Raw genomic sequence first — 20,286 nt, 5'->3', positions numbered from 1 at the left:
CCCGCCATGCGCCTCGACCGTTTCCTCAGCAACCTGCCCCGCTTCAACCGCCAGCAGGTACGCCTGTTGCTGGTGGAAAAACGGGTCAGGGTCGACGGCCTGATCGCCACCGATCCGCACCATGAAGTACGTGAGTTCAGCCAGGTCGAAGTCGACGACGAAGTGCTGCAGGCAGGTCGCCCGCCGCGCTACTTCATGCTGCACAAACCCCGGGGCTGCGTCAGCGCCACGCGCGACCCGCAGCACCGGACCGTCCTCGACCTGCTTGAGGAACCGGACGTCCACGAACTGCATATCGCCGGGCGCCTGGACTTCAACACCACAGGCCTGATGCTGCTGACCAACGACGGGCAGTGGTCGCGGCGCCTGACGCAACCGCTGACCAGGCTGCCCAAGGTCTACTACGTGGAGACCGAGCAGGTGATCGGCGCCGACTATGCCGCGACCTTTGCCGAAGGCCTGTACTTCGCCTTCGAAGACCTCACCACCCAACCGGCCGAACTGGAACTGCTGGGCCCGCGCAGCGCCCGGTTGAGCATCGTCGAGGGTCGATATCACCAGGTCAAACGCATGTTCGGCCACTTCGACAACAAGGTCCTGCGCCTGCATCGCGAACGCATGGGCCCGCTGGTGCTCGACGAACGCCTCGCGCCCGGGCAATACCGACCGCTGACGGACGAAGAAATCCGCCAGATCTGAACGGATGACCGTTGGGCAGAAGTGATCGGCTTATGCCAAATCGCTCCTTGCACAATCACCGCGTGCCTGCTTGAATCAAACCGTCAGCCAGATTGTGACTGACAAGTCACCCCACAACTCCAAGAAACTCTTTGTCGGCTGCAGGGCTTGCCAGCTCTCGCTCTCCGGCAGATTGCCCGCCTATAAAAACACCCGTCGGCCAGGCTTTTACCGGACCGACATGGGCTTCAAATTCCAGGCGAATGCCTACCTGTCATATAGCTCGTGCACAGTCAGTTGCGCGCATACCCGCTTGCCAGGAGTCTTTTGACATGAGGCCAGAAATCGCTGTGTTGGATATACAGGGTCAATATCGGGTTTACACGGAGTTCTATCGCGCAGATGCCGCAGAAAAGACCATTATCCTGGTCAACGGCTCGATGGCCACCACTGCGTCATTTGCACAGACCGTGAAAAACCTGCATCCGCAGTACAACGTCGTGTGCTACGACCAGCCCTACGCGGGCAAGTCCAAGGCCCACAACCGTCACGAGAAAATGCTGACCAAGGAAGTCGAGGGGCAGATCCTCCTGGAACTGATCGACCACTTCGCCGCCGAGCACGTGATGTCGTTTTCCTGGGGCGGCGCCGCAGCGCTGGTCGCCCTGGCCAAGCGTCCGCGGCGGGTGGAAAAGGCGGTGATCAGTTCGTTCTCGCCGGTGATCAACGAACCGATGCGGGACTACCTGGAGCGCGGCGTCGACTATCTCGGTGCCTGCGACCGCGACCGTGTCGGCAACCTGGTCAACAGCACCATCGGCAAGCACCTGCCGTCATTGTTCAAGCGCTTCAACTACCGGCACGTCAGCAGCCTGGCGGAGCATGAATACGGGCAGATGCATTTCCATATCAGCGAAATACTCGCCAGCGATCGCCTGTGCTACCTGAAGGCCGCGGACAGGATCGACGTACCGGTGCTGTTCATGAATGGCGAATGGGACGAATACACCGCCGCCGAGGACGCGCAGAAGTTCGGCAATCATGTCCGCCATAGCCACTTCAGCACCATTCGCAGCACCGGGCACTTCCTCGACATGGAACACAAGTCCGCTTGCCGGGACAGTCGTCACGCCTTGCTCGACTTCCTCAAACCCACCCACCAGGAAAGCCGGGCACGTTATTACCGACACGTCCAGGAACACCATGCGCAAGCCATGTGATCGACCGTCGTCGCGGGCAACGGCATTCTCGGGGAGCCCCTGGCCGATGCTTGAATGCCCGCGATGACGCCTGGCGAAAATCCGCTCTGCGATCTGCGCTAAAATACAGATTCCCAAAGAAAAACTTCAAATCCGCGACAACATCTGGTACAAAGTCAGCCGTTCGAGCGGGTATAGTTTAGTGGCAAAACGAAAGCTTCCCAAGCTTTAGTTGAGGGTTCGATTCCCTCTACCCGCTCCAGATCGAACCCGCTCCGACGCTGCTCAAGCTAGCGACGAAGACAAGAAACCGGCTCTCAGAGGCCGGTTTTTTCATGGGTGGGATTTGGCTGATGCTCCAGCCGCTCTCACGCTCTGAGGGACGCCCTCAACAGGGTGCTGACGTTCAGGTTGTGATCGACCGCAGGACGCGAGTTTCCCGCCATGACCCGGGGCGGTTCGAACGACTTGCGAAAGTCGCGCATTGAATGGCCGGCCATCACGTCAAACTCGATCAGGTCCACTCCACGCCTGCCCGCCTGCTCCAACCGGTGCCGAGTATCGCGCTGCTGCTTGTCGATCTGCTGCTGGACGCTGTGTTCGAGGAAGCTCATGTCGCTCGGGACCGCTTCGAACTTGTCGAACACATAACGTGTTGTCTCTGGCGAGCGCGCCTGCACCACCTCGGGCAGGAACCGCTGAAACATCGGCGAGACCGCGATGGAGGCCATCAGGTCCTGCCTGGAGCTGAACTCCTTGAGCCCCCACCCCGGCAGATAAAGCACGAAGAGACTGCCATCGTCTTCCCCGGAAGAAGGCTGATCATTGGCAGGCCTGACCATGACAAACGGCCCCTGCAGCGTCAGAGAGGGGTTGCAATCGTTGTCATTGCCGTCGTGGGCAGCCTCCCGGACCGACAGGCTGTAGACCCTCGGGCGCCGGCTCTGATCGAGACAGGCAGGTTCGAGATCGGTCGCGGATGGAGTCTTCACGATCGATTCGACAAACGCCTTGCCTTCCTCGCTGAGAATGTCCTGGTCATCCTGCTGCTGCGCCTCAATCAGGATCTGCTCCCTGCGAATGTCCGCCAGCGCCTCGCGCGGCGTCTTGCCATCCACGCCAGGCGTGACGAAATGGCGAGCCTGCTGCCCGGCCACCTCCCTGGCTTTGTCCGCCGGGAGTTTGCCGATGAAGCCGAGGGCGTCTTGGGTGTTGACCGACCAGATTCTTCGTGGACTCTCGTGAGCGCTGCCATCGCCCAAGCAGTAAGCGTCGCCATGGCCATAGTACAAAATGCCAGGGAACGGGTAACGACCATAGGGCGTGGATACATCGCTGCCGTTGTAGTGCGCCACGATCAAATCGGCCAGGCTGGGCGAGGCCACCAGTGTATGTTCGGACATCTCGTCGCCAGGTGGGGAACCCGTCATCTGATAGACGTGCACCTGGATCCTGTGCAGATCCACGGGTCGCGGCGCATGGGGAAACTGCCGTTCGAATGCCTGCTGCGCGTCTTGTAGAGGGCTCGACCGCGGCATTCCGTTGAACACCGCGCTGGCCTGTTTCCACGACGCCACGAATGCCTCGATCTTCTCCTCGCGGCTCGAAGGAGGAGCTTGCCTGCCCAAGACCGTGCCCGTGCCCGTGCCGCCGGGTGCCGAAAGCATCGCACGAAATCCCGAATGTTCGGCTCGGCCTGGTGCCGACGATAGGGCGGCAAGCCTTTGCCCGGTCGAGTCCTCCTCCGTGGCCGCCGCCAGCATTTGCAACGGCTCGAATTCTGCTCCCGCCGGCTCCGGGCCATACACCCTCCGCGTGTCCTGGATGGACGATCCGCTCCCCTGCAACGGCCTGGGTGCCAACGAGATACTGATACCTACATTCACATGATATTCCCGAACAAAATGCGCCAAAGGACATGTCAGGTCAGCTGTGCGGCGCCTGTCATGCCGGTCGGCAAGGTATCGGTACGGGATCGCAGCGGCTATCGGATACATCCGATTGGCGAGGGAGAATCAGGCTGTTCGCACCCGATTCCACTTTGCCATTAACGTCAAATCTGTAAGAATTCTCATACAGCAAATACCTTTTTCTGAGTTTAGGATTCCCTGAATGGACGCCCCGCAAATTGCCGCCCTCATCGTTGAACGCCTGACCGCCCTCAGCGCTGACATCCAGAACCAGTGGAACAACCCGGAAGGTACACACACACGACACTTCATCATCGACGAGCTGCTCTCCAACGAGATGGCGCAACAGATTTATGATGCCTTCCCCCGAAATGCCGATGGGTTCTTCGACAGGCAATCGTTTCGTGAAAAGAAGAAAACCCTGGGCAACCTCGCCGATCATCCCGAGATCCTCAGCTCGATCACCTTCGCGATGCAGCATCCTTCGGTCGTAGGCAAAATTGCCGAACTGGTCGCTATCGAAGGCATCCTGCCGGATCCGACGCTCTACGCGGGGGGCTTGTCGATGATGTTCAAGGATGACTTCCTCAACCCTCATATCGACAACAGCCATGATGCTGCCCGAGCGCTCTATCGTCGGCTGAACCTGTTGTACTACGTCGCGCCAGACTGGCGCCTGGAAAACGGCGGAAACTTCGAGCTGTGGGACCCACAGGTCAAGACACAAAAAACCCTGGTTTCAAAATTCAACCGGCTGGTGGTGATGGAGACCAACAAGGACTCCTGGCACTCGGTGAGCAAGGTACGTGTTGAAGGCCCGCGCTGCTGCGTATCCAACTACTACTTTTCCGAAGAGTCTCCCGACGACGAAGACAAGTCCTACTTCCATGTAACGTCATTCAATGGCCGTCCAGAAGAGCCGGGGCGTCGTGCACTGGGTGTCGTCGACAACACCTTGCGCAACGCGGTCTCCAAACTGCTGCGTGTCGGCCGAGGAAAAGATCAGGCTGGAAAGCCGAAGTCTTAAGAAAATGTGAGTTCGAGAGCGACAAGCCTCACGCTTGAATCATCTCAATTGGAGAGTGCTCTCCCACTCTCCAATTATTTTAAAAATGAACTGAGCTCAAAATAATCTCATCGCCAGTCCGCAGCTCATTCGTAATAACCCACTGTTTTCTTCAGTCGATCCGAAAATTCATAAATGTCGTCGACGGAGTTTATCGGGTGTCGCGTTTCGTTTTTTCCTTCGTCAAAAATCCCGATATATTTCTGTGAGCGGTTGAAATGCAAGCGACAGATTGGCTTGCGGTTGTTGTCATCCAGCAGAATTCCGAAGTAACTCTGGGTATCCCGTTGCACGATTCTCTTCGCATCGACCACCGAACGCACTACGGCGCGAACGATGTGGTAACCCTCAAGTTCCTCCAGCGTCGTCAATATTTTATCGTCTGAGTCCTCACGTGTATCAAGGTTCTCTGTCTGCCCAGACGAAGGTGGAGGGGAACTGATCGTCGGCTGAAGTGCTCCGCTCATCGCAGATTTCAGTCGGTCATTGATCTGGTCATTGAGGAATTGCCCAAGGGCCTTTCGGGTCAACTCATAGAACTGCTCACGAACCTTTTGCGTAATCACCCCATCGTAGACTCTTGAGGCAAACACTTTGACGAAGTCATCGTCGGGCTTGCTGACCTGGGCGCCAATCACCTTCTTGATCTGGCTCACGTACTTCAACTCGCCAGCAGCGTTGATAATCGAATCGACATCAAAAGCGGACTTGGTGAGTTTGGTCAGTTCTGGAACCGAGTACTCATCGATATCGAGCAAATCAAGTTCAAGAAAAGGCTTTTCGTCCATTTTGTTGGGCGCATCCAGATCAGTAAAAAACTTGTAGACCTGCCCATTGGTGAGGATGGAAATCCTGGCACTCGTGACATGAAAATAGCGGAACAACTGCGAGGCATGATTAATATTGAGCGGTTCACCGATTTTCTTGCATTCGATCAGTATCTGAACTTCACCGTCTTTCATGATTGCGTAATCAATCTTTTCCCCTTTCTTCGTCCCTACATCGCAGACGAACTCTGGGGTTACCTCAAGCGGATCGAAAACATCGTAGCCGAGCACAGTGTTGATAAACGGCATGACAAACGCGTTTTTGGTGGCCTCCTCCGTTTGAATCGCAGCCCCTTGCAGGCGAACCTTTGCGGCGAGGCTGGCAAGCTTTTCAAAGAACTCCATAAACGACTCCTTATCTGTTCAAGTCCGTGCATCGGCATACTGGCAAAATGACTGCCCTTGAGCGTAGACACAAAATTGAACAAAGGAAGGAAGAGCTGCAAAGCGTCCAGAAGCAGCTGTGGCTAGACAGATCGAACAGTCCCGACGACTGTCACAACTCGCTACCATCAGTCAGTGATTTTGCCGAGCAGGCAAGACAAGTCCCTTTCCTTTGACTGAAACTTCCTAGAAAATCCTGAGCGCTTGTGCCTGCCAATCCAGGTGGCTATCTTCAATCCATCACTGCACATCAGTGATCGGGTTTGGTAGCCCGGTATAGATTGGCGCACAGCGCCTCCTTGGATTCAGGCGTTTTTTATTGCCTGCAATTTACGGTGGCTGTGCGCAGGGCACCCTCGGGTGCGCCGGTTTTTCCAATCTTCCGGTCTACCAACCTGTGTACAGCCGCCACCCAGAATCGTTTGGTAGCGATGGCGTGACGGCTCCAACCATTGGATTGGAGATTTGCCATGTTCAAGGTCACACCGAACCCGCCAGGTTCACCGAATCTCGAAACGATTGACCCCAAGGTCGCTGATCGCGCCCTGGCGCACTACGACCTACCGCCGCCCCATAGGCGAAAACATCTCGGCGCTGTACCAACACCCGAGCCCTTGCCCGACTTCCAGAGCACCGAAGAAACCTTGGTAAGTGCCAGCTCTGTCCTGGAATCCGCAGCCGCCACGGCCTACGAAAACGCCGACAACCTCACAGGCCCCAATCGCAAGGTAGCGATGGGCGTGGTGCATCTGATTGAACTGGCGCAGAGGATGGTGGATTCAGTGCTGGAGCGTGAACCGGTGATCGCGACAAGCTAAAAGAAGCAGCGACGAAAGGGAGGGGAGCAAAGCCAATAAAGGAAAAGCCGCCCCTCCCGGCTTATCCCTCCGCGAACAACGAGGTTGTCAGCCCTCCAGCGGCGCCATTTCAGCCGGAGCATCGTCCGACTTCACCGTCGCCGTCACCGGGATCGGTTCGGTCGAAAGCGCCGGCGTCGGTTTCTGTTTCATCAGGTTGAACAGGGTCGCGGTGGCGCTGGTCAGGGACGCGCTGAGGGTCGCCATTTCGGTGTTCAAGGCCTCGACCTTGCTGGCCTTCTCCGCATCGCTCGACTGGCTGTTGGCAACCGCCTGGATCTGCGCCTGCTTCTCGGCGATCTGCTTTTGCAGCTCGGCCATCATCTTGCGCAGTTTTTCGATCTGCTGGGCCTGGGCGGTCGCCGGACTCTTGGCCGTCGGCTTGGCAGCATTCGATGCCGCCAGTCCTTCGGCCGAAATCTTTACCTGAATCCCTTCGACCGGCTGGGTCGAAGCGGTGGCAGGCTTGTCTTTCGACGCGGCAGCAGTGCCCTGGGTGGCCGGCAAGGCCGGGTTGTGGATGGTGACACTGCTGATGGAAACCATGGTCGATGCTTGCTCAAGCGCTACAGAAGTCCTTGTATCGACTTATCGGCACCCGCCGGGCGGACTTGAGCACAGAGTAAGCAAATGGATACACAGCCCACTCCGTTGCACTCAAGCAAAACTGCTTTCGAACTGATTCAATGGTTGCCTGAATGCCTGTCGGTCGTAACGGAATACGTAGTGCTTTGCAGGGTCGGAAAAAAAAAGATCGCCGGCAAAGCCGGAAGGCGTCACCACTTCAAGAGACAAAGGGTTATTCATTGAAGATGCCCTGCAGCTCTTCCAGCGTCGGACGCGTCGCCGGCTTGATTTCAACCGTGCACCCCAAGGCGGCGATGACCTTGCTATAGAACTCGAAAGACACGCTGCCCAAGCCTTTCTCGACCAGGATCACCTGCTTGCGGTCAATCATCGCCAGTGCGGCAACCTGCGCCTGGGTCAGGCCGCGACGTTTACGCAAGGCCCGAAGCTGTTGGGCGAATTGATCTTGAACTAGAAGATCGTTCATGTCGGCTATAAATCACTTTTCAAAGAGTAAGTGACTTATAGAGCACTTTTTAAGCAACGTCAAAACCCATAAAGTGATCTATAAATCACACAGCAATAGAAATGTGACCTACAGATCACTTTATCAAGACATCTCCCGATTCTTGCCTCAATGGGTCACGTGCCCTCCGCGCTTCACCCCATACATCGCCTCATCCGCATGCTTGAACAACTGGTGCGCCTCCTCGCCGTTTTCCGGATACAGGGCGATCCCGATGCTGGGCATGATGCTCAGCTTGCAATCCTCCCAGATCATCGGTTCGTTGAGCAGGCGACGGATCTTGTCGGCGACCTGGACGGCATGTTCACGCAGGTGCAGTTGCTCCAGCAGAATGACAAATTCGTCCCCGCCGATACGGGCCACGGTATCGGTTTCGCGCACGCATTGCTGCAGGCGCCGGGCCACTTCCTGCAGGAGCAGGTCGCCCACCCCATGGCCGAAGTTGTCGTTGACCTGCTTGAATTTGTCCAGGTCGACATACAGCAGCGCCAACTGCCCACGCTCCCGTCGTGCCCTGGCCAGCGCCGCCTTCAGGCGCTCCTGCAGAAACACCCGGTTGGGCAGGTGGGTCAACTGGTCATAACGCGCCATGTATTGCAGGCGCGCGTGCAGTTGCTTGCGCTCGATGGCCGCCGCGACCTGGGCCGAGACGAATTGCAACAGATCCTGGTCGTGCTCGGTGTAGCGCTCGCCATCCGAACTCTTTGCCAGCAACGCGCCAATGATGCCGTTCTGCGAGGTCAGGGGCACGCCCAGACAAGGCGCCTCCTCGTCATTCAGCAGCAACGGCAGGCCACTGCGCACGATCTGCGCACAATGGCCGTCGGCGTTGCACCGGGCCCGGTGGTCGTCGATGTGATAGGGGAAACTCAACTGGTCCCGTGGCGCGTCATACAACGCCACGCAGAAGTTCTGCGCCGGCAGCCACTCGCCGATGATCCGGTGTACCCGCTGAAACAGGGTCAGCAGGTCTTCGGTCGCGTGGGCCGCTTCGGAAATCGCGTAGAGCGCCGTCTGTTTCGCCTCGGCAAGCTTGCGCTCGGTAATGTCACGGGCCACGGCGATACGCAGTTGATCGGCCTCGGACCAGCGCGCCGACCACATGATATGGACCACCTGGCCGTCCTTGCGCACATAGCGGTTTTCGAAATGCGGCTTGGGCTCGCCGGCCATGATTTCACTGGCGGCCTTGAGGGTCCGCTCGCGGTCGGCGGGCAGGACCAGGTCGATCATCGAGGTGCCGATCAGTTCGTCCGGCGTATAACCGAAGATGCGCTCGCAGGCGGCACTGACAAAAACAAAACGTCCTTCGACATCAACGGCACACACCGCATCAAGCAGCAGGTCGATATAGCTGGCCAGCGGTGTGACAGTCTTCGTTTCCATCAGAAAGAGATCGCCCGAAAAATTAAGCGTCAGTATCGATCCATGGAAAACAGCGGCTCCCTGCCCCCCTCGCCGTCGACTCAAGCCTTGTTCGGCAACAACCCCGGCAGCGCATGAGTCAGCGCATTTATGGCAAAGCCGATGAACATCACACCGCACAAACGCGTAATCATCAATTCGTGGCGCTGATACAGCACCCGCACCCGCTGGGCGCCGACAACACCGATGAGAATAGCGTATGCCAGCACGCCGCCAAGGAAACTGAGAAAAATCAGCGCCGGCAGCATCGACCAGCTCAACAGCTCGGCACGGCTGGAGAGCAAGGCGGTAAAGGTCGCGACCGCCACCGGGTAGGCCTTGGGGTTGGTCAGGCCGAACAGGATGCCGTGCCAGAACGGTTGCCGGGCCGCGCCCTGGGGTGATTCACCGTTGGCGCGACGGCTGCGCAGTGCCCGCCAGCCCAGCCAGAACAGGTAGAGGCCACTGATGACGCCCAGTACATCGAAGGCGGTGCTGCCGATTTCCCGCGCGCCGACAATCGCGATCAGCGCGGTACTGCACCAGATCACATCCCCCAGCAGGTGACCGCAGAGAAACCCCGCGCCTGCCCGTCGTCCGCGCGCCGCGCCGATGCCGAACACCGCCAGCACACCGGGGCCGGGGGTGATGCCATAGATAAAGCCTGACGCAAGGACAGCCATAAGCAACGATGGAGTCATGGGGGGTTCCCGGACATAGGACGAATTGACGGGAGTCTATCCCAGGCTAACAGGTCGCAATACCCTGAATGCGACCTGCGGGACACTGTCGCGCAATGAATCAGTTCCGGCGGTCCAGCAGGTTCACCACCAGGCGGTCGACCCAGCCCCACAGCCGCTGCTTCACCCGGCGCCACAACGGCCGTGCCTTCCAGGCTTCGAGGCTGACCGGCTGGCTGAGGGCGAAGTCGGCGATAAAGCTGGCCGTCACCGCCTCGGTCAACGACGGATCAAGCGCCTCGAGGTTGGCTTCCAGGTTGAAGCGCAGGTTCCAGTGATCGAAATTGCACGAGCCGATGCTGACCCAATCGTCCACCAGCACCATCTTCAAGTGCAGGAAACACGGCTGGTATTCGAAGATCTGCACACCCGCCCTGAGCAGGCGCGGGTAATAGCGATGGCCGGCATAACGGACCGAAGGATGATCGGTACGCGGCCCGGTCAGCAGGAGCCGCACGTCCACCCCGCGCTGGGCGGCCCGACGCAGCGAGCGTCGGACTTTCCAGGTCGGCAGGAAGTACGGGGTCGCCAGCCAGATCCGTTGCTTGCCGCTGCTCAACGCGCGAACCAGCGATTGCAGGATATCGCGATGTTGCCGGGCGTCGGCGTAGGCCACCCGGCCCATGCCCTGCCCCGCCACCGGCAGCCGTGGCAGGCGCGGCAGGCCGAAATGGGCGACAGGCTTCCAGGCGGTGCGCTGTTCGTTGGCCAGCCATTGGCGGTCGAACAGCAACTGCCAGTCGAGCACCAGCGGACCGTGGATCTGCACCATGACCTCGTGCCATTCGAAACGGTCGTTGCCGGGCGTCCAGAACTCGTCGGTGACGCCCGTGCCCCCGACCACCGCCATGGACTTGTCCACCAGCAGCAGCTTGCGGTGATCGCGGTACAGGTTGCGCATGCCGCGCCGCCAGCGCAGGCGGTTATAGAAACGCAGCTCGACCCCGGCCTCGGTCAGTTGCCGGCGCAGCCCCAGGGTAAAGGCCAGGCTGCCATAGTCATCGAACAGGCAACGTACCCGCACCCCGCGCTCGGCCGCCTGGACCAGCGCCTGGACCATGGCTTCGGCGCACTCGCCGGCTTCCACCAAGTAAAGCTCCAACTCGACCTGGCATTCGGCGCGGGCGATCGCCACCAGCATCCGCGGAAAGAAATCCGGGCCGTCGATCAGCAGCTCGAAGGCATTGTCGCTGCGCCAGGGAAAGACCGCGCCGGCCATCTCAGCGCGCCGTGAAAATCAGCACCGCGCCCACCGGTACCGAAAGACTGATCGCCGACAGGCCGGCCACCTTGCGCAAAGTCGTGAGGCCCGGCAGCAGGTCGAAATCCTCGGCATGCACCACCAGCGGTTCCAGGGTCACGACCTGGAAGCGCCGGTCATCCAGGCGGGTCGCCAACAGCTCGGCGTTGTAGCTGTGCTCCTGGCCATGCAGCCTGACCACCAGGGGCAGGCGCAGTTCGAGCTGGGCACCGGGCGCAAGGTCGTTGATCGGCTGGACATTGATCTGCGCGGTGACCCGCGCCTCGGGGTAGGTCTTGATCTCGAACAGATCACGACGCAGGCGCTCATCGCGCAAGGGAATGCCGGTATTGACCGACTCCAGCTCGACCTCGAGGGTCGCCACACCCTGGCTATCGACCTTGCCATGCAGGGTCAGGAAGCGGTGGACTTCGGAGATATCGGCGTTCTTGGTGGTGACAAACGACAGGCGCGAAGACTCGTTGTCCAGGTACCAGTTGGCCTGGGCCGGCAGGGCCAGCACCCCGAGCAGGGCCAGAAGAAGGCGGGATCGGTGCATGCAAGCTCCTGATTGAACGTAGGCGTCACCTTAACCGGCGGCGGTTGAGGTGGCAAACGACGTCTCAGGGCTCCAGCCGACAGCCTTCCCGCTCACCGACCCAGACCGCCGTGCTGCTGCGCCCCAGGCCCTCGGCGCTGACCCGGCGCTGGTTCGGATCGTCGACAAAACGACTGGTCGGCACCGACTGCTTCACATACCCGAGGCAATAGTCGGCGGCGTTGTACATGACATACCGGCAGGAGCAGTACTCCTTGGCGGTATAGGCGCTGATGATCTGCGGGAAGGCCCGCAGGGCGACGCGCTCATGCCAGACCCAGGCGAACAGCGCCAACAGCAGCAACGCCAGCAGGCTGATGATCGGGTGGCGACGCACAAGACTGGCGGACTTCATGGCAGCACCTTCGGCGCGAAGGCCACCAGGGCACGCTTGAGCAGTTCGTTGTGACGATAGCTGCCGTCGCGGTCATCGCCGTAGCGCACGATCACCAGGCCGGCACTGGGGACCACATACAACACCTGTCCCCAGTGCCCCAGGGCGGCGAAGGTGTCTGACGGTGCATCGGGCCATGGCTTGGGCGCCCCGTCGATGGAGCGATTGAGCCACCACTGGCCGCCCGCCACGGCTTCATCCTGCCCCGGCTTGTACCCGGAAAACGGGCGTCGGTTGAAATCGACCCAGGCCTTGGGCAGCAACTGCCGATCCTGCCAGCGACCGTTGCGCTCCATCAGCAGGCCGATCCGGGCCAGGTCGCGGGCGGTCATGTAGGCATAGGACGAAGCCACGAAGGTGCCGCTGCCATCGCGTTCCCAGACCGCGCCACGAATGCCCAGCGGGTCGAACAGCGCCGTCCAGGGGAAGTCCGGGTAACGCTGGGCACCGACGATCTGGCGCAGCGCCGCCGCCAGGACGTTGCTGTCCCCGCTGGAGTAACGGAAGGCCCGGCCGGCCGGGCTGTATTCGCCATGGCCGGCGGTGTAGCCGGCCATGTCGGCGTGGCCGAGGGTGTAGAGCATCGCCACCACCGAGGATTTCAATGGCGCATATTCATAGTCTTCCTGCCAGTCGATGCCCGACGACCAGTTCAGCAGGTGCTCCAGGGTGACCTTGGGGTGTGCCTGGAAAGGCGGGTAGAACTTCGCCACCGGATCGTGCAGTTGAAACAGGCCTTCGCCATAAGCCACGCCCAGGACCGTCGCCATGATGCTCTTGCTGATCGACCAGGTGAGATGTGGGGTATCGACGCGGGTCGGGCCGGCATACTGCTCGTAGACGATCCGGCCCTGGTGGATCACCAACAGGGCATCGGTGCGCACACCCTTGCGGGTTTCGTCGTCGCGCGGTGGAAAGGCATAGGCCTGCAGGGCTTCGACGGCAGGACCGGCGACCTTTGGACCTTCGGCCCATTCGGCACCGGGCCAGCTTTCGGCACGGACGGTGGAGGTGACCAGCAGCAGGAAAACCGCGAAAAAAGTCGAACCCTTGGGCATGGGGCAAGCTCGGAGAAATAGCTTCGAACGAGTGTAACGAGATTTGATGACAGTTCTGCTCAGCGTCCTGCCTGCTCAGGGTTGGGCCAGGGCCTTTGCCAGGCGCCTGGCCCGTGCACCGGCGGCGATATCCAGCACTGCGCGATCACGCAGCCACATATCCCGCCACTCCACCGGGCCCTGGGCGAATGCCGCCTCCAGCTCGGTCTTGAGGGCCTCGAACTGGGCAAACAGGCCACCCAGCACGACATGCGCCGCCACTGAAGACGGGTTTTGTCGACTGGCCTCCGCGCATCCGGCCAACAGGCCCAGCAGGCGCAATTGCAGCGCTTGCGGCCAGTCGCTGTCCTGGCCGATCCCCTGCAGCCAGGCCGTCAGGGCGCTGAGGACATAAATGTCTTCCAGGGTGCGGAACGGCTTGATATAGGCGTCCCAGCCATCACCGGCCAGGCGCTCACAGGCGGCGTTATCGAAGGACGCCTGGCCATGGCCGATATCCGGTATCAGCGGCAATGGCGGCAGGCGCTCCAGGCGGACACCCGGCTCCCCCGGATAGACGATCACCAGGCTCAGGCGCGGCGCATCGCCTTCTTCTTCACTGCGCGCGGCCACCAACAGCCAATCGGCGGCATCGCCTCCGGTGACGAAATCCTTGTGCCCGGTCAGGCGCAGGTCGGCGAGGCGGGTCCGCATATCGGCCGGGCGCAGGCTGCGCTGCTCGGTCGCGCATAACGCGCCGAGACTGGCCGGGGCGCTGGGCCAGAGCATGCGCAAGGCCGCCTGATAACCCACCAGGAAGGCCAGCCCCGGCGAAGCCATGAGCCGTCCCCCGCGCACCGCCAGTTCGAACGGCGTCACCGCCCCCAGCGTTTCGAGCAGAACCGCATAGCCCTCCGCCAGATCGGTCGACGCAGGCAGGCGTTGGGGCGGGTCGAGCAGGAATGACCAGGGCATGGCGGGCTCCTTGGGGGCTGTCATATAAGCATCACCAAAGCTTCATGGCGATGACACCGGGGCTACATAGCCTGACTTTGCACAACAAAGTCGACTGGCCGCAACCCTGGCCGGCAACCGGAGACGCGTCATGACTCAGATCGCCCGCATCAGCGACACCGGCAATGAACGCCGCCTGCAAGCCGAACGCCTGTTGGGCGCCGCGGCCTTGCAAGAAGCCCAGGCCTTGCGCTTCAACGTTTTCAGCGGCGAGTTCAATGCCAAGCTGAAAGGCGCTGAGCTCGGCCTGGATATGGATGATTATGATGTGCACTGCAGCCACATCGGCGTGCGCGACCTGAACAGCGGCCGCCTGGTGGCGACCACTCGCCTGCTCGACCACAAGGCCGCCAACACCCTGGGCCGTTTCTACAGCGAAGAAGAATTCAGCTTGCATGGCCTGCGCCACCTGCAAGGCCCGATCCTGGAAATCGGCCGCACCTGCGTCGACCCGGCCTACCGCAACGGCGGCACCATCGCCGTGCTCTGGGGCGAACTGGCCGAAGTGCTCAACGAAGGCGGCTACAGCTACCTGATGGGCTGCGCGAGCATCCCGATGCAGGATGGCGGGATCCAGGCCCAGGCGATCATGCAGCGTCTGCGTGAACGCTACCTGAGCACCGAACACCTGCGCGCCGAACCGAAGAATCCGCTGCCGTCGCTGGATATCCCCGGCAACGTCATCGCCGAGATGCCGCCGCTGCTCAAGGCCTACATGCGCCTGGGCGCGAAGATCTGCGGCGAGCCGTGCTGGGACGAAGACTTCCAGGTGGCCGATGTGTTCATCCTGCTCAAGCGCGACGAGCTGTGCCCGCGTTACGCCCGCCACTTCAAGGCGGCCGTGTAATGAGCCGGCTGCGGGTGTATGCGCGGATAGCGCGGGTGCTGGTGGTGGTCGCCCTGGGCTTGAGCATGGCCAGTGTGTTCGGCGTGTTCGAACGCCTGGGTGTCGCCAACTCGATGGTCCGACGCCAGCGCTGGTCGCGGTTCTTCATGGCCCGGCTGAGCAATGCCCTGCCCTTTCGCGTAACGGTCCGTGGCACCTTGCCGACCCGGCCGATGCTCTGGGTCAGCAATCACGTGTCCTGGACCGATATCGCCCTGCTGGGAGCACTGACGCCGCTGTCCTTCCTGTCCAAGGCCGAAGTGCGTACCTGGCCGGTGGCCGGCTGGTTGGCGGCCAAGGCCGGCAGCCTGTTTATCCGCCGTGGCTCGGGTGACAGCCAGTTGATCCGCAAGCAGATGACCCGTCACCTGGAGCAACAGCATCCCTTGCTGATGTTCCCCGAAGGCACCACCACAGATGGCCGTTCGCTGCGCACCTTCCACGGTCGCCTACTGTCGGCGGCCATCGATGCGGACGTCTACTTGCAACCGGTGGCGATCCGTTACCTGCGCGACGGACAGCCGGACATGCTCGCGCCCTTCATTGGCGACGACGATCTGCTCTCGCACCTGATGCGGCTGTTTTCCAACGATCAGGCCGAGGTGGAAATCCAGGTACTGGCGCCGATTGCCTGCAACGGCCAGGAACGCGCGGCCCTGGCCTTCCAGGCCCAGCAGGCGGTGCACATGGCCCTGTTTGGCGAAGTCGCCGAACCGAAGCGCACCACGCCCCGCCAGGTCGCCGAAGCCGAAGCGGCATAAACCCCTGTAGGAGCCGGCTTGCCGGCGATAGCGATCGTACGGATATCGCCGGACCGCAGCGCATGACCGCCTGCGGCGGATCGCCGGCAAGCCGGCTCCTACAGGACCTGCAACTGCTCCCGGGAAAACGCCTGCAACTCGGGATAGAAACGCCGGAAATCCTCACCCAGGGGCTCATACAGCAGCTCCAGCTCGTGCATCGCATGGGCCAGTTCCTCGGGCCGCGACAGGCGCCGGGAAATCCCCCGCAAGACCTGCCGCAACACGTCGAACTGCCGGTACGAACCCAACCAGTCATCCGCCGCCATATAGGGCGCGACCTGCGCCAGGCGCCCCGGCAGCCGCGGTTCGCTCGCCAGGAGCCGGTAGACCCCGGCGGTAAAGCTGTCCAGCGAACCCTCGGCGTACAAGCCCCAGTCCCGCGCCAGGCAATGATCGAAGAACACATCCAGGACGATCCCGGCATAACGCCGGCGGGTCAGGCTGAAACGCGAGAGCGCCTGGTCCACCAGGGGATGTCGGTCGGTGAATACATCGATCCGCCGATGCAGCTGGATCGCCGCCTCGATGGACGGGGTGAATTGCCCGTCCACACGCCCCTTGACGAAATCGCCGTAGAGGCTGCCGAGCAGTTGTTCCGGGCGCTGGCCGCCCAGATGGAGATGTGCGAGATAGTTCATGCCACGCAGCTTAGCACCTTCGCTACCTATATCGTTATAACCCGATATAGCGATTTACGCTGAGGTCAGATCGAAATCATATTGGTATATCGCGAAATAGCGATTTATATTTCGCCCCATCGCGATATACCGTTTTACCACCCTGAGACACTGCCATGACCATTGACCTCGACGAAATAATAAAAGCGCTGGCACACCCAGTACGCCGAGACATCCTCAACTGGCTGAAAGATCCGGAAACCCAGTTCCCGGACCAGCAGCACCACCATGAATACGGCATCTGCGCCGGACAGATCGACCAACGCTGCGGCTTGTCGCAGTCGACCGTGTCCGCCCACCTGGCGACGCTGCAACGGGCTGGCCTGATCAGCAGCCAGAAAGCAGGCCAGTGGCACTTCTTCAAACGCAACGAGGAAACCATCCAGGAATTCCTCCGCATCATGAGCCAAGAGCTCTAAAAGGACCGTACCCGATGCCCCTCTCGCTACTTATCCTGGCCCTGAGCGCCTTCGCCATCGGCACGACCGAGTTCGTCATCATGGGCCTGTTGCCCGATGTCGCGGCGGACCTCGGGGTCTCGATCCCCGGCGCCGGCTGGCTGGTGACCGGCTACGCCCTGGGCGTGGCCATCGGCGCGCCATTCATGGCCATGGCCACTGCCCGGCTGCCACGCAAGGCGGCCCTGGTGGCCCTGATGGGCATCTTTATCATCGGCAACCTGCTCTGCGCGGTGGCCAGCGACTACAACGTGCTGATGCTCGCGCGCATCGTCACCGCCCTGTGCCATGGCGCCTTCTTCGGCATCGGTTCGGTGGTGGCGGCCAACCTGGTCAGCCCGGACAAGCGTGCCTCGGCCGTGGCCCTGATGTTCACCGGCCTGACCCTGGCCAACGTGCTCGGCGTGCCCCTGGGCACCGCCCTGGGCCAGCAGGCCGGCTGGCGCTCGACCTTCTGGGCGGTGACCGTCATCGGCGTGATCGCGCTGATCGGCCTGATCCGCTTCCTGCCGGCCAAGCGCGATGAAGAAAAACTCGACATGCGTGCCGAACTCGCGGCCCTCAAGGGTGCCGGCCTGTGGCTGTCCCTGAGCATGACCGCGCTGTTCTCCGCTTCGGTATTCGCCCTGTTCACCTACATCGCGCCGTTGCTCGGCGAAGTCACCGGCGTTTCGCCGCGGGGCGTGACCTGGACCCTGGTACTGATGGGCCTGGGCCTGACCGTCGGCAATATCATCGGCGGCAAGCTGGCGGACAAGAGCCTGTCGGCGACGCTGATCGGGGTGTTCATCGCCATGGCCGTGCTGGCCACCGTACTGACCTGGACCAGCCTGATTGTCGTTCCGGCTGAAATCACCCTGTTCCTCTGGGCCACCGCCTGTTTCGCCGCCGTCCCCGCGTTGCAGGTCAACGTGGTGACCTATGGCCAGGCCGCGCCGAACCTGGTCTCGACCCTGAATATCGGCGCCTTCAACATCGGCAACGCCCTCGGTGCCTGGATCGGCGGCAGCGTCATCGCCCACGGTTTCGGCCTGACCAGCGTGCCCCTGGCCGCTGCGGCACTGGCGGTGCTCGCACTGCTGGTGACCCTGATCACCTTTCGCCAGGGCGGCAATGCCGACCTGGCTCCCGCTACCCACTAATCAGCAAAAAGGTTTGTGCACATGACTACTATTTTCGATCCGATCAAGCTGGGCGACCTCGAACTGCCGAACCGCATCATCATGGCGCCGCTGACCCGCTGCCGTGCCGATGAAGGCCGGGTACCGAACGCCCTGATGGCCGAGTACTACGTCCAGCGCGCCTCCGCCGGCCTGATCCTCAGCGAAGCGACCTCGGTCACCCCGATGGGCGTCGGCTACCCGGATACCCCGGGCATCTGGTCCAACGACCAGGTGCGCGGCTGGAGCAACGTCACCAAGGCCGTCCACGCCGCCGGTGGCCGGATCTTCCTGCAACTGTGGCACGTCGGCCGGGTTTCCCACACGTCGTACCTGAACGGCGAACTGCCGGTCGCACCGAGCGCCATCCAGCCCAAGGGCCACGTCAGCCTGGTCCGTCCGTTGTCCGACTACCCGACGCCACGGGCACTGGAAACCGCTGAAATCGCCGATATCGTCGAGGCCTACCGCGTCGGCGCGGAAAACGCCAAGGCTGCCGGTTTCGACGGCGTGGAAATCCACGGGGCCAACGGCTACCTGCTCGACCAGTTCCTGCAAAGCAGCACCAACCAGCGCACCGACAACTACGGCGGCTCCCTGGAAAACCGTGCCCGCCTGTTGCTCGAAGTCACCGACGCCGTGGTGGAAATCTGGGGCGCCGGCCGTGTCGGCATGCACCTGGCGCCACGTGCCGACTCCCACGACATGGGCGACGAGAACCTCTCGGAGACCTTCACCTACGTCGCCCGTGAGCTGGGCAAGCGCGGTATCGCCTTCATCTGCTCCCGCGAGAAGGAAGCCGCCGACAGCCTTGGTCCACAGTTGAAAGCCGCTTTCGGCGGTCCCTACATCGCCAACGAACGCTTCACCAAGGACAGCGCCAATGCCTGGCTGTCCAGCGGCAAGGCCGACGCAGTGGCCTTCGGTGTACCGTTCATTGCCAACCCGGACCTGCCGGCCCGCCTGAAGGCCGACGCCCCGTTGAACGATCCCCACCCTGAAACCTTCTACGGCAAGGGCCCGGTCGGCTACATCGACTACCCGGCGCTCTGAGCCGCCAGTGACGCACTGAAGGCCGCAAGAAAAAGCCCCGGTTCGCCAGAACCGGGGCTTTTTTGTCTCTACCGAATTCAACTACATCACTATCGGAAAACACTCACAGGACAAAGGGGGCTTTGTCGCGGGTATTCCTCGCCACAGTCCGCATACTTACCCGGCGCTTTTCCTCCCCTCTTCGGAAAAGCGTGCAACGCCACGGAATGGCGTTGCTTCCAAGATCCGACCTAAAAGGAATTAACATGACTCTCCTGCTGCAATCCTTCAGCATCGCGCTGTTCTGCGGTGCCCTGTCCGCCCTGCTTTCATTTGCCGCCTATGCCTCAGGCATCGTCACCGCGGTGGAAATCCACAACGACTCCTCCCAACCCCTGGAGTTGCTGGGCACCGGCATCGACCTGAATGGCGCCTCGCCTTCGAGCTTTTCCATTGCCGGCGGCGAGCGGCGGGAACTGAAGCTCGCCGGACCACGGGCCTGGTTCATCTATGGCTCGGGGCCCCGCAAATGCCGCTTCGTGGCCCAGCATTCCCTGCAACAGCGTTTCGCCCAGGCGCCCCGCCACAGCTACCTGCCGGTGTGGACACGGGAAGCCGAGTCGATCGGCGAACGCCGGGCATCCTGCAAGGCCCGACTGAACAAGACGCTCAAGGCCCCGCCCTACAGCTATAGCGTGAAATTCAGCATGAGCTGAGTCACCGGGCGTCCGCTGAAACCCGCTTCAGCGGATGCCCGATGTCGCTCAACTCGCTGCCGGCAATAGAAAATTCCCACACAACAAGCGGAAACCATTCCTATTTAGCCCCC

General features: G+C 61.3%; 23 protein-coding genes and 1 tRNA gene. 11 read left to right on the top strand and 13 right to left on the bottom strand.

Going from position 1 to position 20,286, the window contains the following annotated elements; all coding sequences use genetic code 11:
* Positions 1-6: 6 nt before the first annotated feature.
* The 3 genes from KI243_RS07335 to KI243_RS07325 all read left to right on the top strand — a co-directional run bounded on the left by KI243_RS07335 (position 7) and on the right by KI243_RS07325 (position 2,139).
* Positions 7-699: a pseudouridine synthase gene (locus KI243_RS07335; RefSeq protein ID WP_177130079.1), complete on the top strand. Its 693-nt coding sequence runs from the start codon at positions 7-9 to the stop codon at positions 697-699.
* 311 nt (positions 700-1,010) lie between these two features.
* Positions 1,011-1,898 (top strand): alpha/beta hydrolase, encoded by an 888-nt coding sequence (locus KI243_RS07330; protein WP_177085370.1) that lies wholly within the window; start codon positions 1,011-1,013, stop codon positions 1,896-1,898.
* 167 nt (positions 1,899-2,065) lie between these two features.
* A tRNA-Gly gene (locus KI243_RS07325) sits at positions 2,066-2,139 on the top strand.
* A 106-nt stretch (positions 2,140-2,245) separates the two neighbouring features.
* Here KI243_RS07325 and KI243_RS07320 read toward each other — a convergent pair.
* On the bottom strand, positions 2,246-3,763 hold the full coding sequence (locus KI243_RS07320; RefSeq protein WP_212810658.1) for a hypothetical protein: 1,518 nt from the start codon (positions 3,761-3,763) through the stop codon (positions 2,246-2,248).
* Positions 3,764-3,989: 226 nt separating this feature from the next.
* Between KI243_RS07320 and KI243_RS07315 the strand changes: the two genes are divergently transcribed.
* The gene (locus tag KI243_RS07315) at positions 3,990-4,814 is read left to right on the top strand and encodes a 2OG-Fe(II) oxygenase (RefSeq protein ID WP_017127724.1); all 825 of its coding nucleotides are present in this window, start codon (positions 3,990-3,992) and stop codon (positions 4,812-4,814) included.
* 125 nt (positions 4,815-4,939) lie between these two features.
* Here the strand turns inward: KI243_RS07315 and KI243_RS07310 are convergent, their stop codons facing one another.
* Positions 4,940-6,025, bottom strand: coding sequence for a type I restriction endonuclease (locus KI243_RS07310; protein WP_017127723.1), 1,086 nt, complete (start codon positions 6,023-6,025; stop codon positions 4,940-4,942).
* A 509-nt stretch (positions 6,026-6,534) separates the two neighbouring features.
* Between KI243_RS07310 and KI243_RS07305 the strand changes: the two genes are divergently transcribed.
* Positions 6,535-6,882 (top strand): hypothetical protein, encoded by a 348-nt coding sequence (locus KI243_RS07305; protein ID WP_042936062.1) that lies wholly within the window; start codon positions 6,535-6,537, stop codon positions 6,880-6,882.
* An 87-nt stretch (positions 6,883-6,969) separates the two neighbouring features.
* Here KI243_RS07305 and KI243_RS07300 read toward each other — a convergent pair whose 3' ends face one another.
* The 10 genes from KI243_RS07300 to KI243_RS07255 form a co-directional block, all read right to left on the bottom strand.
* A complete protein-coding gene (locus tag KI243_RS07300) occupies positions 6,970-7,467 on the bottom strand; it encodes a hypothetical protein (RefSeq protein WP_103032631.1) in 498 nt (165 codons plus the stop codon).
* Between the two features lie 111 nt (positions 7,468-7,578).
* Positions 7,579-7,728, bottom strand: coding sequence for a hypothetical protein (locus KI243_RS07295; RefSeq protein ID WP_158683253.1), 150 nt, complete (start codon positions 7,726-7,728; stop codon positions 7,579-7,581).
* Entirely contained in the window at positions 7,721-7,975 is a 255-nt protein-coding gene (locus KI243_RS07290) for a helix-turn-helix domain-containing protein (protein ID WP_017127720.1), read from the bottom strand. The genes KI243_RS07295 and KI243_RS07290 overlap by 8 nt, the downstream gene beginning before the upstream one ends.
* Positions 7,976-8,122: 147 nt before the next feature.
* A complete protein-coding gene (locus KI243_RS07285; protein ID WP_212810657.1) occupies positions 8,123-9,400 on the bottom strand; it encodes a GGDEF domain-containing protein in 1,278 nt (425 codons plus the stop codon).
* Between the two features lie 80 nt (positions 9,401-9,480).
* Entirely contained in the window at positions 9,481-10,119 is a 639-nt protein-coding gene (locus KI243_RS07280; RefSeq protein ID WP_042936061.1) for a LysE family translocator, read from the bottom strand.
* Between the two features lie 100 nt (positions 10,120-10,219).
* Complete coding sequence (locus KI243_RS07275) at positions 10,220-11,377, bottom strand: phosphatidylserine/phosphatidylglycerophosphate/cardiolipin synthase family protein (RefSeq protein ID WP_212810656.1); 1,158 nt, start codon at positions 11,375-11,377, stop codon at positions 10,220-10,222.
* A 1-nt stretch (position 11,378) separates the two neighbouring features.
* Positions 11,379-11,957: a YceI family protein gene (locus tag KI243_RS07270; RefSeq protein WP_017127717.1), complete on the bottom strand. Its 579-nt coding sequence runs from the start codon at positions 11,955-11,957 to the stop codon at positions 11,379-11,381.
* Between the two features lie 64 nt (positions 11,958-12,021).
* Positions 12,022-12,351 (bottom strand): amidase, encoded by a 330-nt coding sequence (locus tag KI243_RS07265; RefSeq protein WP_212810655.1) that lies wholly within the window; start codon positions 12,349-12,351, stop codon positions 12,022-12,024.
* Positions 12,348-13,448, bottom strand: a complete 1,101-nt coding sequence (locus KI243_RS07260; protein WP_177118258.1) for a serine hydrolase — start codon at positions 13,446-13,448, stop codon at positions 12,348-12,350. Before KI243_RS07260 ends, KI243_RS07265 begins: the two co-directional genes overlap by 4 nt.
* A 75-nt stretch (positions 13,449-13,523) precedes the next feature.
* Positions 13,524-14,402 (bottom strand): acyl-CoA dehydrogenase family protein, encoded by an 879-nt coding sequence (locus KI243_RS07255; protein WP_177118259.1) that lies wholly within the window; start codon positions 14,400-14,402, stop codon positions 13,524-13,526.
* 130 nt (positions 14,403-14,532) lie between these two features.
* Here KI243_RS07255 and olsB point away from each other — a divergent pair, with 130 nt between their 5' ends.
* A complete protein-coding gene (gene olsB, locus KI243_RS07250) occupies positions 14,533-15,288 on the top strand; it encodes an L-ornithine N(alpha)-acyltransferase (RefSeq protein WP_017127713.1) in 756 nt (251 codons plus the stop codon).
* Positions 15,288-16,088, top strand: a complete 801-nt coding sequence (locus KI243_RS07245) for a lysophospholipid acyltransferase family protein (protein ID WP_212810654.1) — start codon at positions 15,288-15,290, stop codon at positions 16,086-16,088. The genes olsB and KI243_RS07245 overlap by 1 nt, the downstream gene beginning before the upstream one ends.
* A 98-nt stretch (positions 16,089-16,186) precedes the next feature.
* Here the strand turns inward: KI243_RS07245 and KI243_RS07240 are convergent, their stop codons facing one another.
* Positions 16,187-16,768, bottom strand: a complete 582-nt coding sequence (locus KI243_RS07240) for an ACP phosphodiesterase (protein ID WP_103032629.1) — start codon at positions 16,766-16,768, stop codon at positions 16,187-16,189.
* Positions 16,769-16,923: 155 nt separating this feature from the next.
* Here KI243_RS07240 and KI243_RS07235 point away from each other — a divergent pair, with 155 nt between their 5' ends.
* The 4 genes from KI243_RS07235 to KI243_RS07220 all read left to right on the top strand — a co-directional run bounded on the left by KI243_RS07235 (position 16,924) and on the right by KI243_RS07220 (position 20,173).
* The gene (locus KI243_RS07235) at positions 16,924-17,226 is read left to right on the top strand and encodes a metalloregulator ArsR/SmtB family transcription factor (protein WP_017127709.1); all 303 of its coding nucleotides are present in this window, start codon (positions 16,924-16,926) and stop codon (positions 17,224-17,226) included.
* A 14-nt stretch (positions 17,227-17,240) separates the two neighbouring features.
* Positions 17,241-18,407, top strand: coding sequence for an MFS transporter (locus KI243_RS07230; RefSeq protein ID WP_017127708.1), 1,167 nt, complete (start codon positions 17,241-17,243; stop codon positions 18,405-18,407).
* Between the two features lie 21 nt (positions 18,408-18,428).
* Complete coding sequence (locus KI243_RS07225) at positions 18,429-19,478, top strand: alkene reductase (RefSeq protein ID WP_212810653.1); 1,050 nt, start codon at positions 18,429-18,431, stop codon at positions 19,476-19,478.
* A gap of 245 nt (positions 19,479-19,723) precedes the next feature.
* A complete protein-coding gene (locus KI243_RS07220; RefSeq protein WP_017127706.1) occupies positions 19,724-20,173 on the top strand; it encodes a hypothetical protein in 450 nt (149 codons plus the stop codon).
* Positions 20,174-20,286 lie beyond the last annotated feature (113 nt).

Origin of the sequence: Pseudomonas sp. Ost2 (genome assembly GCF_018326065.1) — a bacterium.
Classification (GTDB): Bacteria; Pseudomonadota; Gammaproteobacteria; order Pseudomonadales; family Pseudomonadaceae; genus Aquipseudomonas; species Aquipseudomonas gingeri.
This window is presented reverse-complemented; position numbering and strand designations above follow the sequence as displayed.

Bases quoted from the DNA above. Each gene is read 5' to 3' on its own strand.
- KI243_RS07245 (WP_212810654.1), top strand. From the start codon at position 15,288: ATGAGCCGGCTGCGGGTGTATGCGCGGATAGCGCGGGTGCTGGTGGTG.
- KI243_RS07295 (WP_158683253.1), bottom strand. From the start codon at position 7,728: ATGAATAACCCTTTGTCTCTTGAAGTGGTGACGCCTTCCGGCTTTGCC.
- KI243_RS07335 (WP_177130079.1), top strand. From the start codon at position 7: ATGCGCCTCGACCGTTTCCTCAGCAACCTGCCCCGCTTCAACCGCCAG.
- olsB (WP_017127713.1), top strand. From the start codon at position 14,533: ATGACTCAGATCGCCCGCATCAGCGACACCGGCAATGAACGCCGCCTG.
- KI243_RS07255 (WP_177118259.1), bottom strand. From the start codon at position 14,402: ATGCCCTGGTCATTCCTGCTCGACCCGCCCCAACGCCTGCCTGCGTCG.
- KI243_RS07265 (WP_212810655.1), bottom strand. From the start codon at position 12,351: ATGAAGTCCGCCAGTCTTGTGCGTCGCCACCCGATCATCAGCCTGCTG.
- KI243_RS07225 (WP_212810653.1), top strand. From the start codon at position 18,429: ATGACTACTATTTTCGATCCGATCAAGCTGGGCGACCTCGAACTGCCG.
- KI243_RS07235 (WP_017127709.1), top strand. From the start codon at position 16,924: ATGACCATTGACCTCGACGAAATAATAAAAGCGCTGGCACACCCAGTA.
- KI243_RS07280 (WP_042936061.1), bottom strand. From the start codon at position 10,119: ATGACTCCATCGTTGCTTATGGCTGTCCTTGCGTCAGGCTTTATCTAT.
- KI243_RS07220 (WP_017127706.1), top strand. From the start codon at position 19,724: ATGACTCTCCTGCTGCAATCCTTCAGCATCGCGCTGTTCTGCGGTGCC.
- KI243_RS07290 (WP_017127720.1), bottom strand. From the start codon at position 7,975: ATGAACGATCTTCTAGTTCAAGATCAATTCGCCCAACAGCTTCGGGCC.
- KI243_RS07230 (WP_017127708.1), top strand. From the start codon at position 17,241: ATGCCCCTCTCGCTACTTATCCTGGCCCTGAGCGCCTTCGCCATCGGC.
- KI243_RS07270 (WP_017127717.1), bottom strand. From the start codon at position 11,957: ATGCACCGATCCCGCCTTCTTCTGGCCCTGCTCGGGGTGCTGGCCCTG.
- KI243_RS07285 (WP_212810657.1), bottom strand. From the start codon at position 9,400: ATGGAAACGAAGACTGTCACACCGCTGGCCAGCTATATCGACCTGCTG.
- KI243_RS07330 (WP_177085370.1), top strand. From the start codon at position 1,011: ATGAGGCCAGAAATCGCTGTGTTGGATATACAGGGTCAATATCGGGTT.
- KI243_RS07315 (WP_017127724.1), top strand. From the start codon at position 3,990: ATGGACGCCCCGCAAATTGCCGCCCTCATCGTTGAACGCCTGACCGCC.
- KI243_RS07300 (WP_103032631.1), bottom strand. From the start codon at position 7,467: ATGGTTTCCATCAGCAGTGTCACCATCCACAACCCGGCCTTGCCGGCC.
- KI243_RS07260 (WP_177118258.1), bottom strand. From the start codon at position 13,448: ATGCCCAAGGGTTCGACTTTTTTCGCGGTTTTCCTGCTGCTGGTCACC.
- KI243_RS07240 (WP_103032629.1), bottom strand. From the start codon at position 16,768: ATGAACTATCTCGCACATCTCCATCTGGGCGGCCAGCGCCCGGAACAA.
- KI243_RS07275 (WP_212810656.1), bottom strand. From the start codon at position 11,377: ATGGCCGGCGCGGTCTTTCCCTGGCGCAGCGACAATGCCTTCGAGCTG.
- KI243_RS07305 (WP_042936062.1), top strand. From the start codon at position 6,535: ATGTTCAAGGTCACACCGAACCCGCCAGGTTCACCGAATCTCGAAACG.
- KI243_RS07310 (WP_017127723.1), bottom strand. From the start codon at position 6,025: ATGGAGTTCTTTGAAAAGCTTGCCAGCCTCGCCGCAAAGGTTCGCCTG.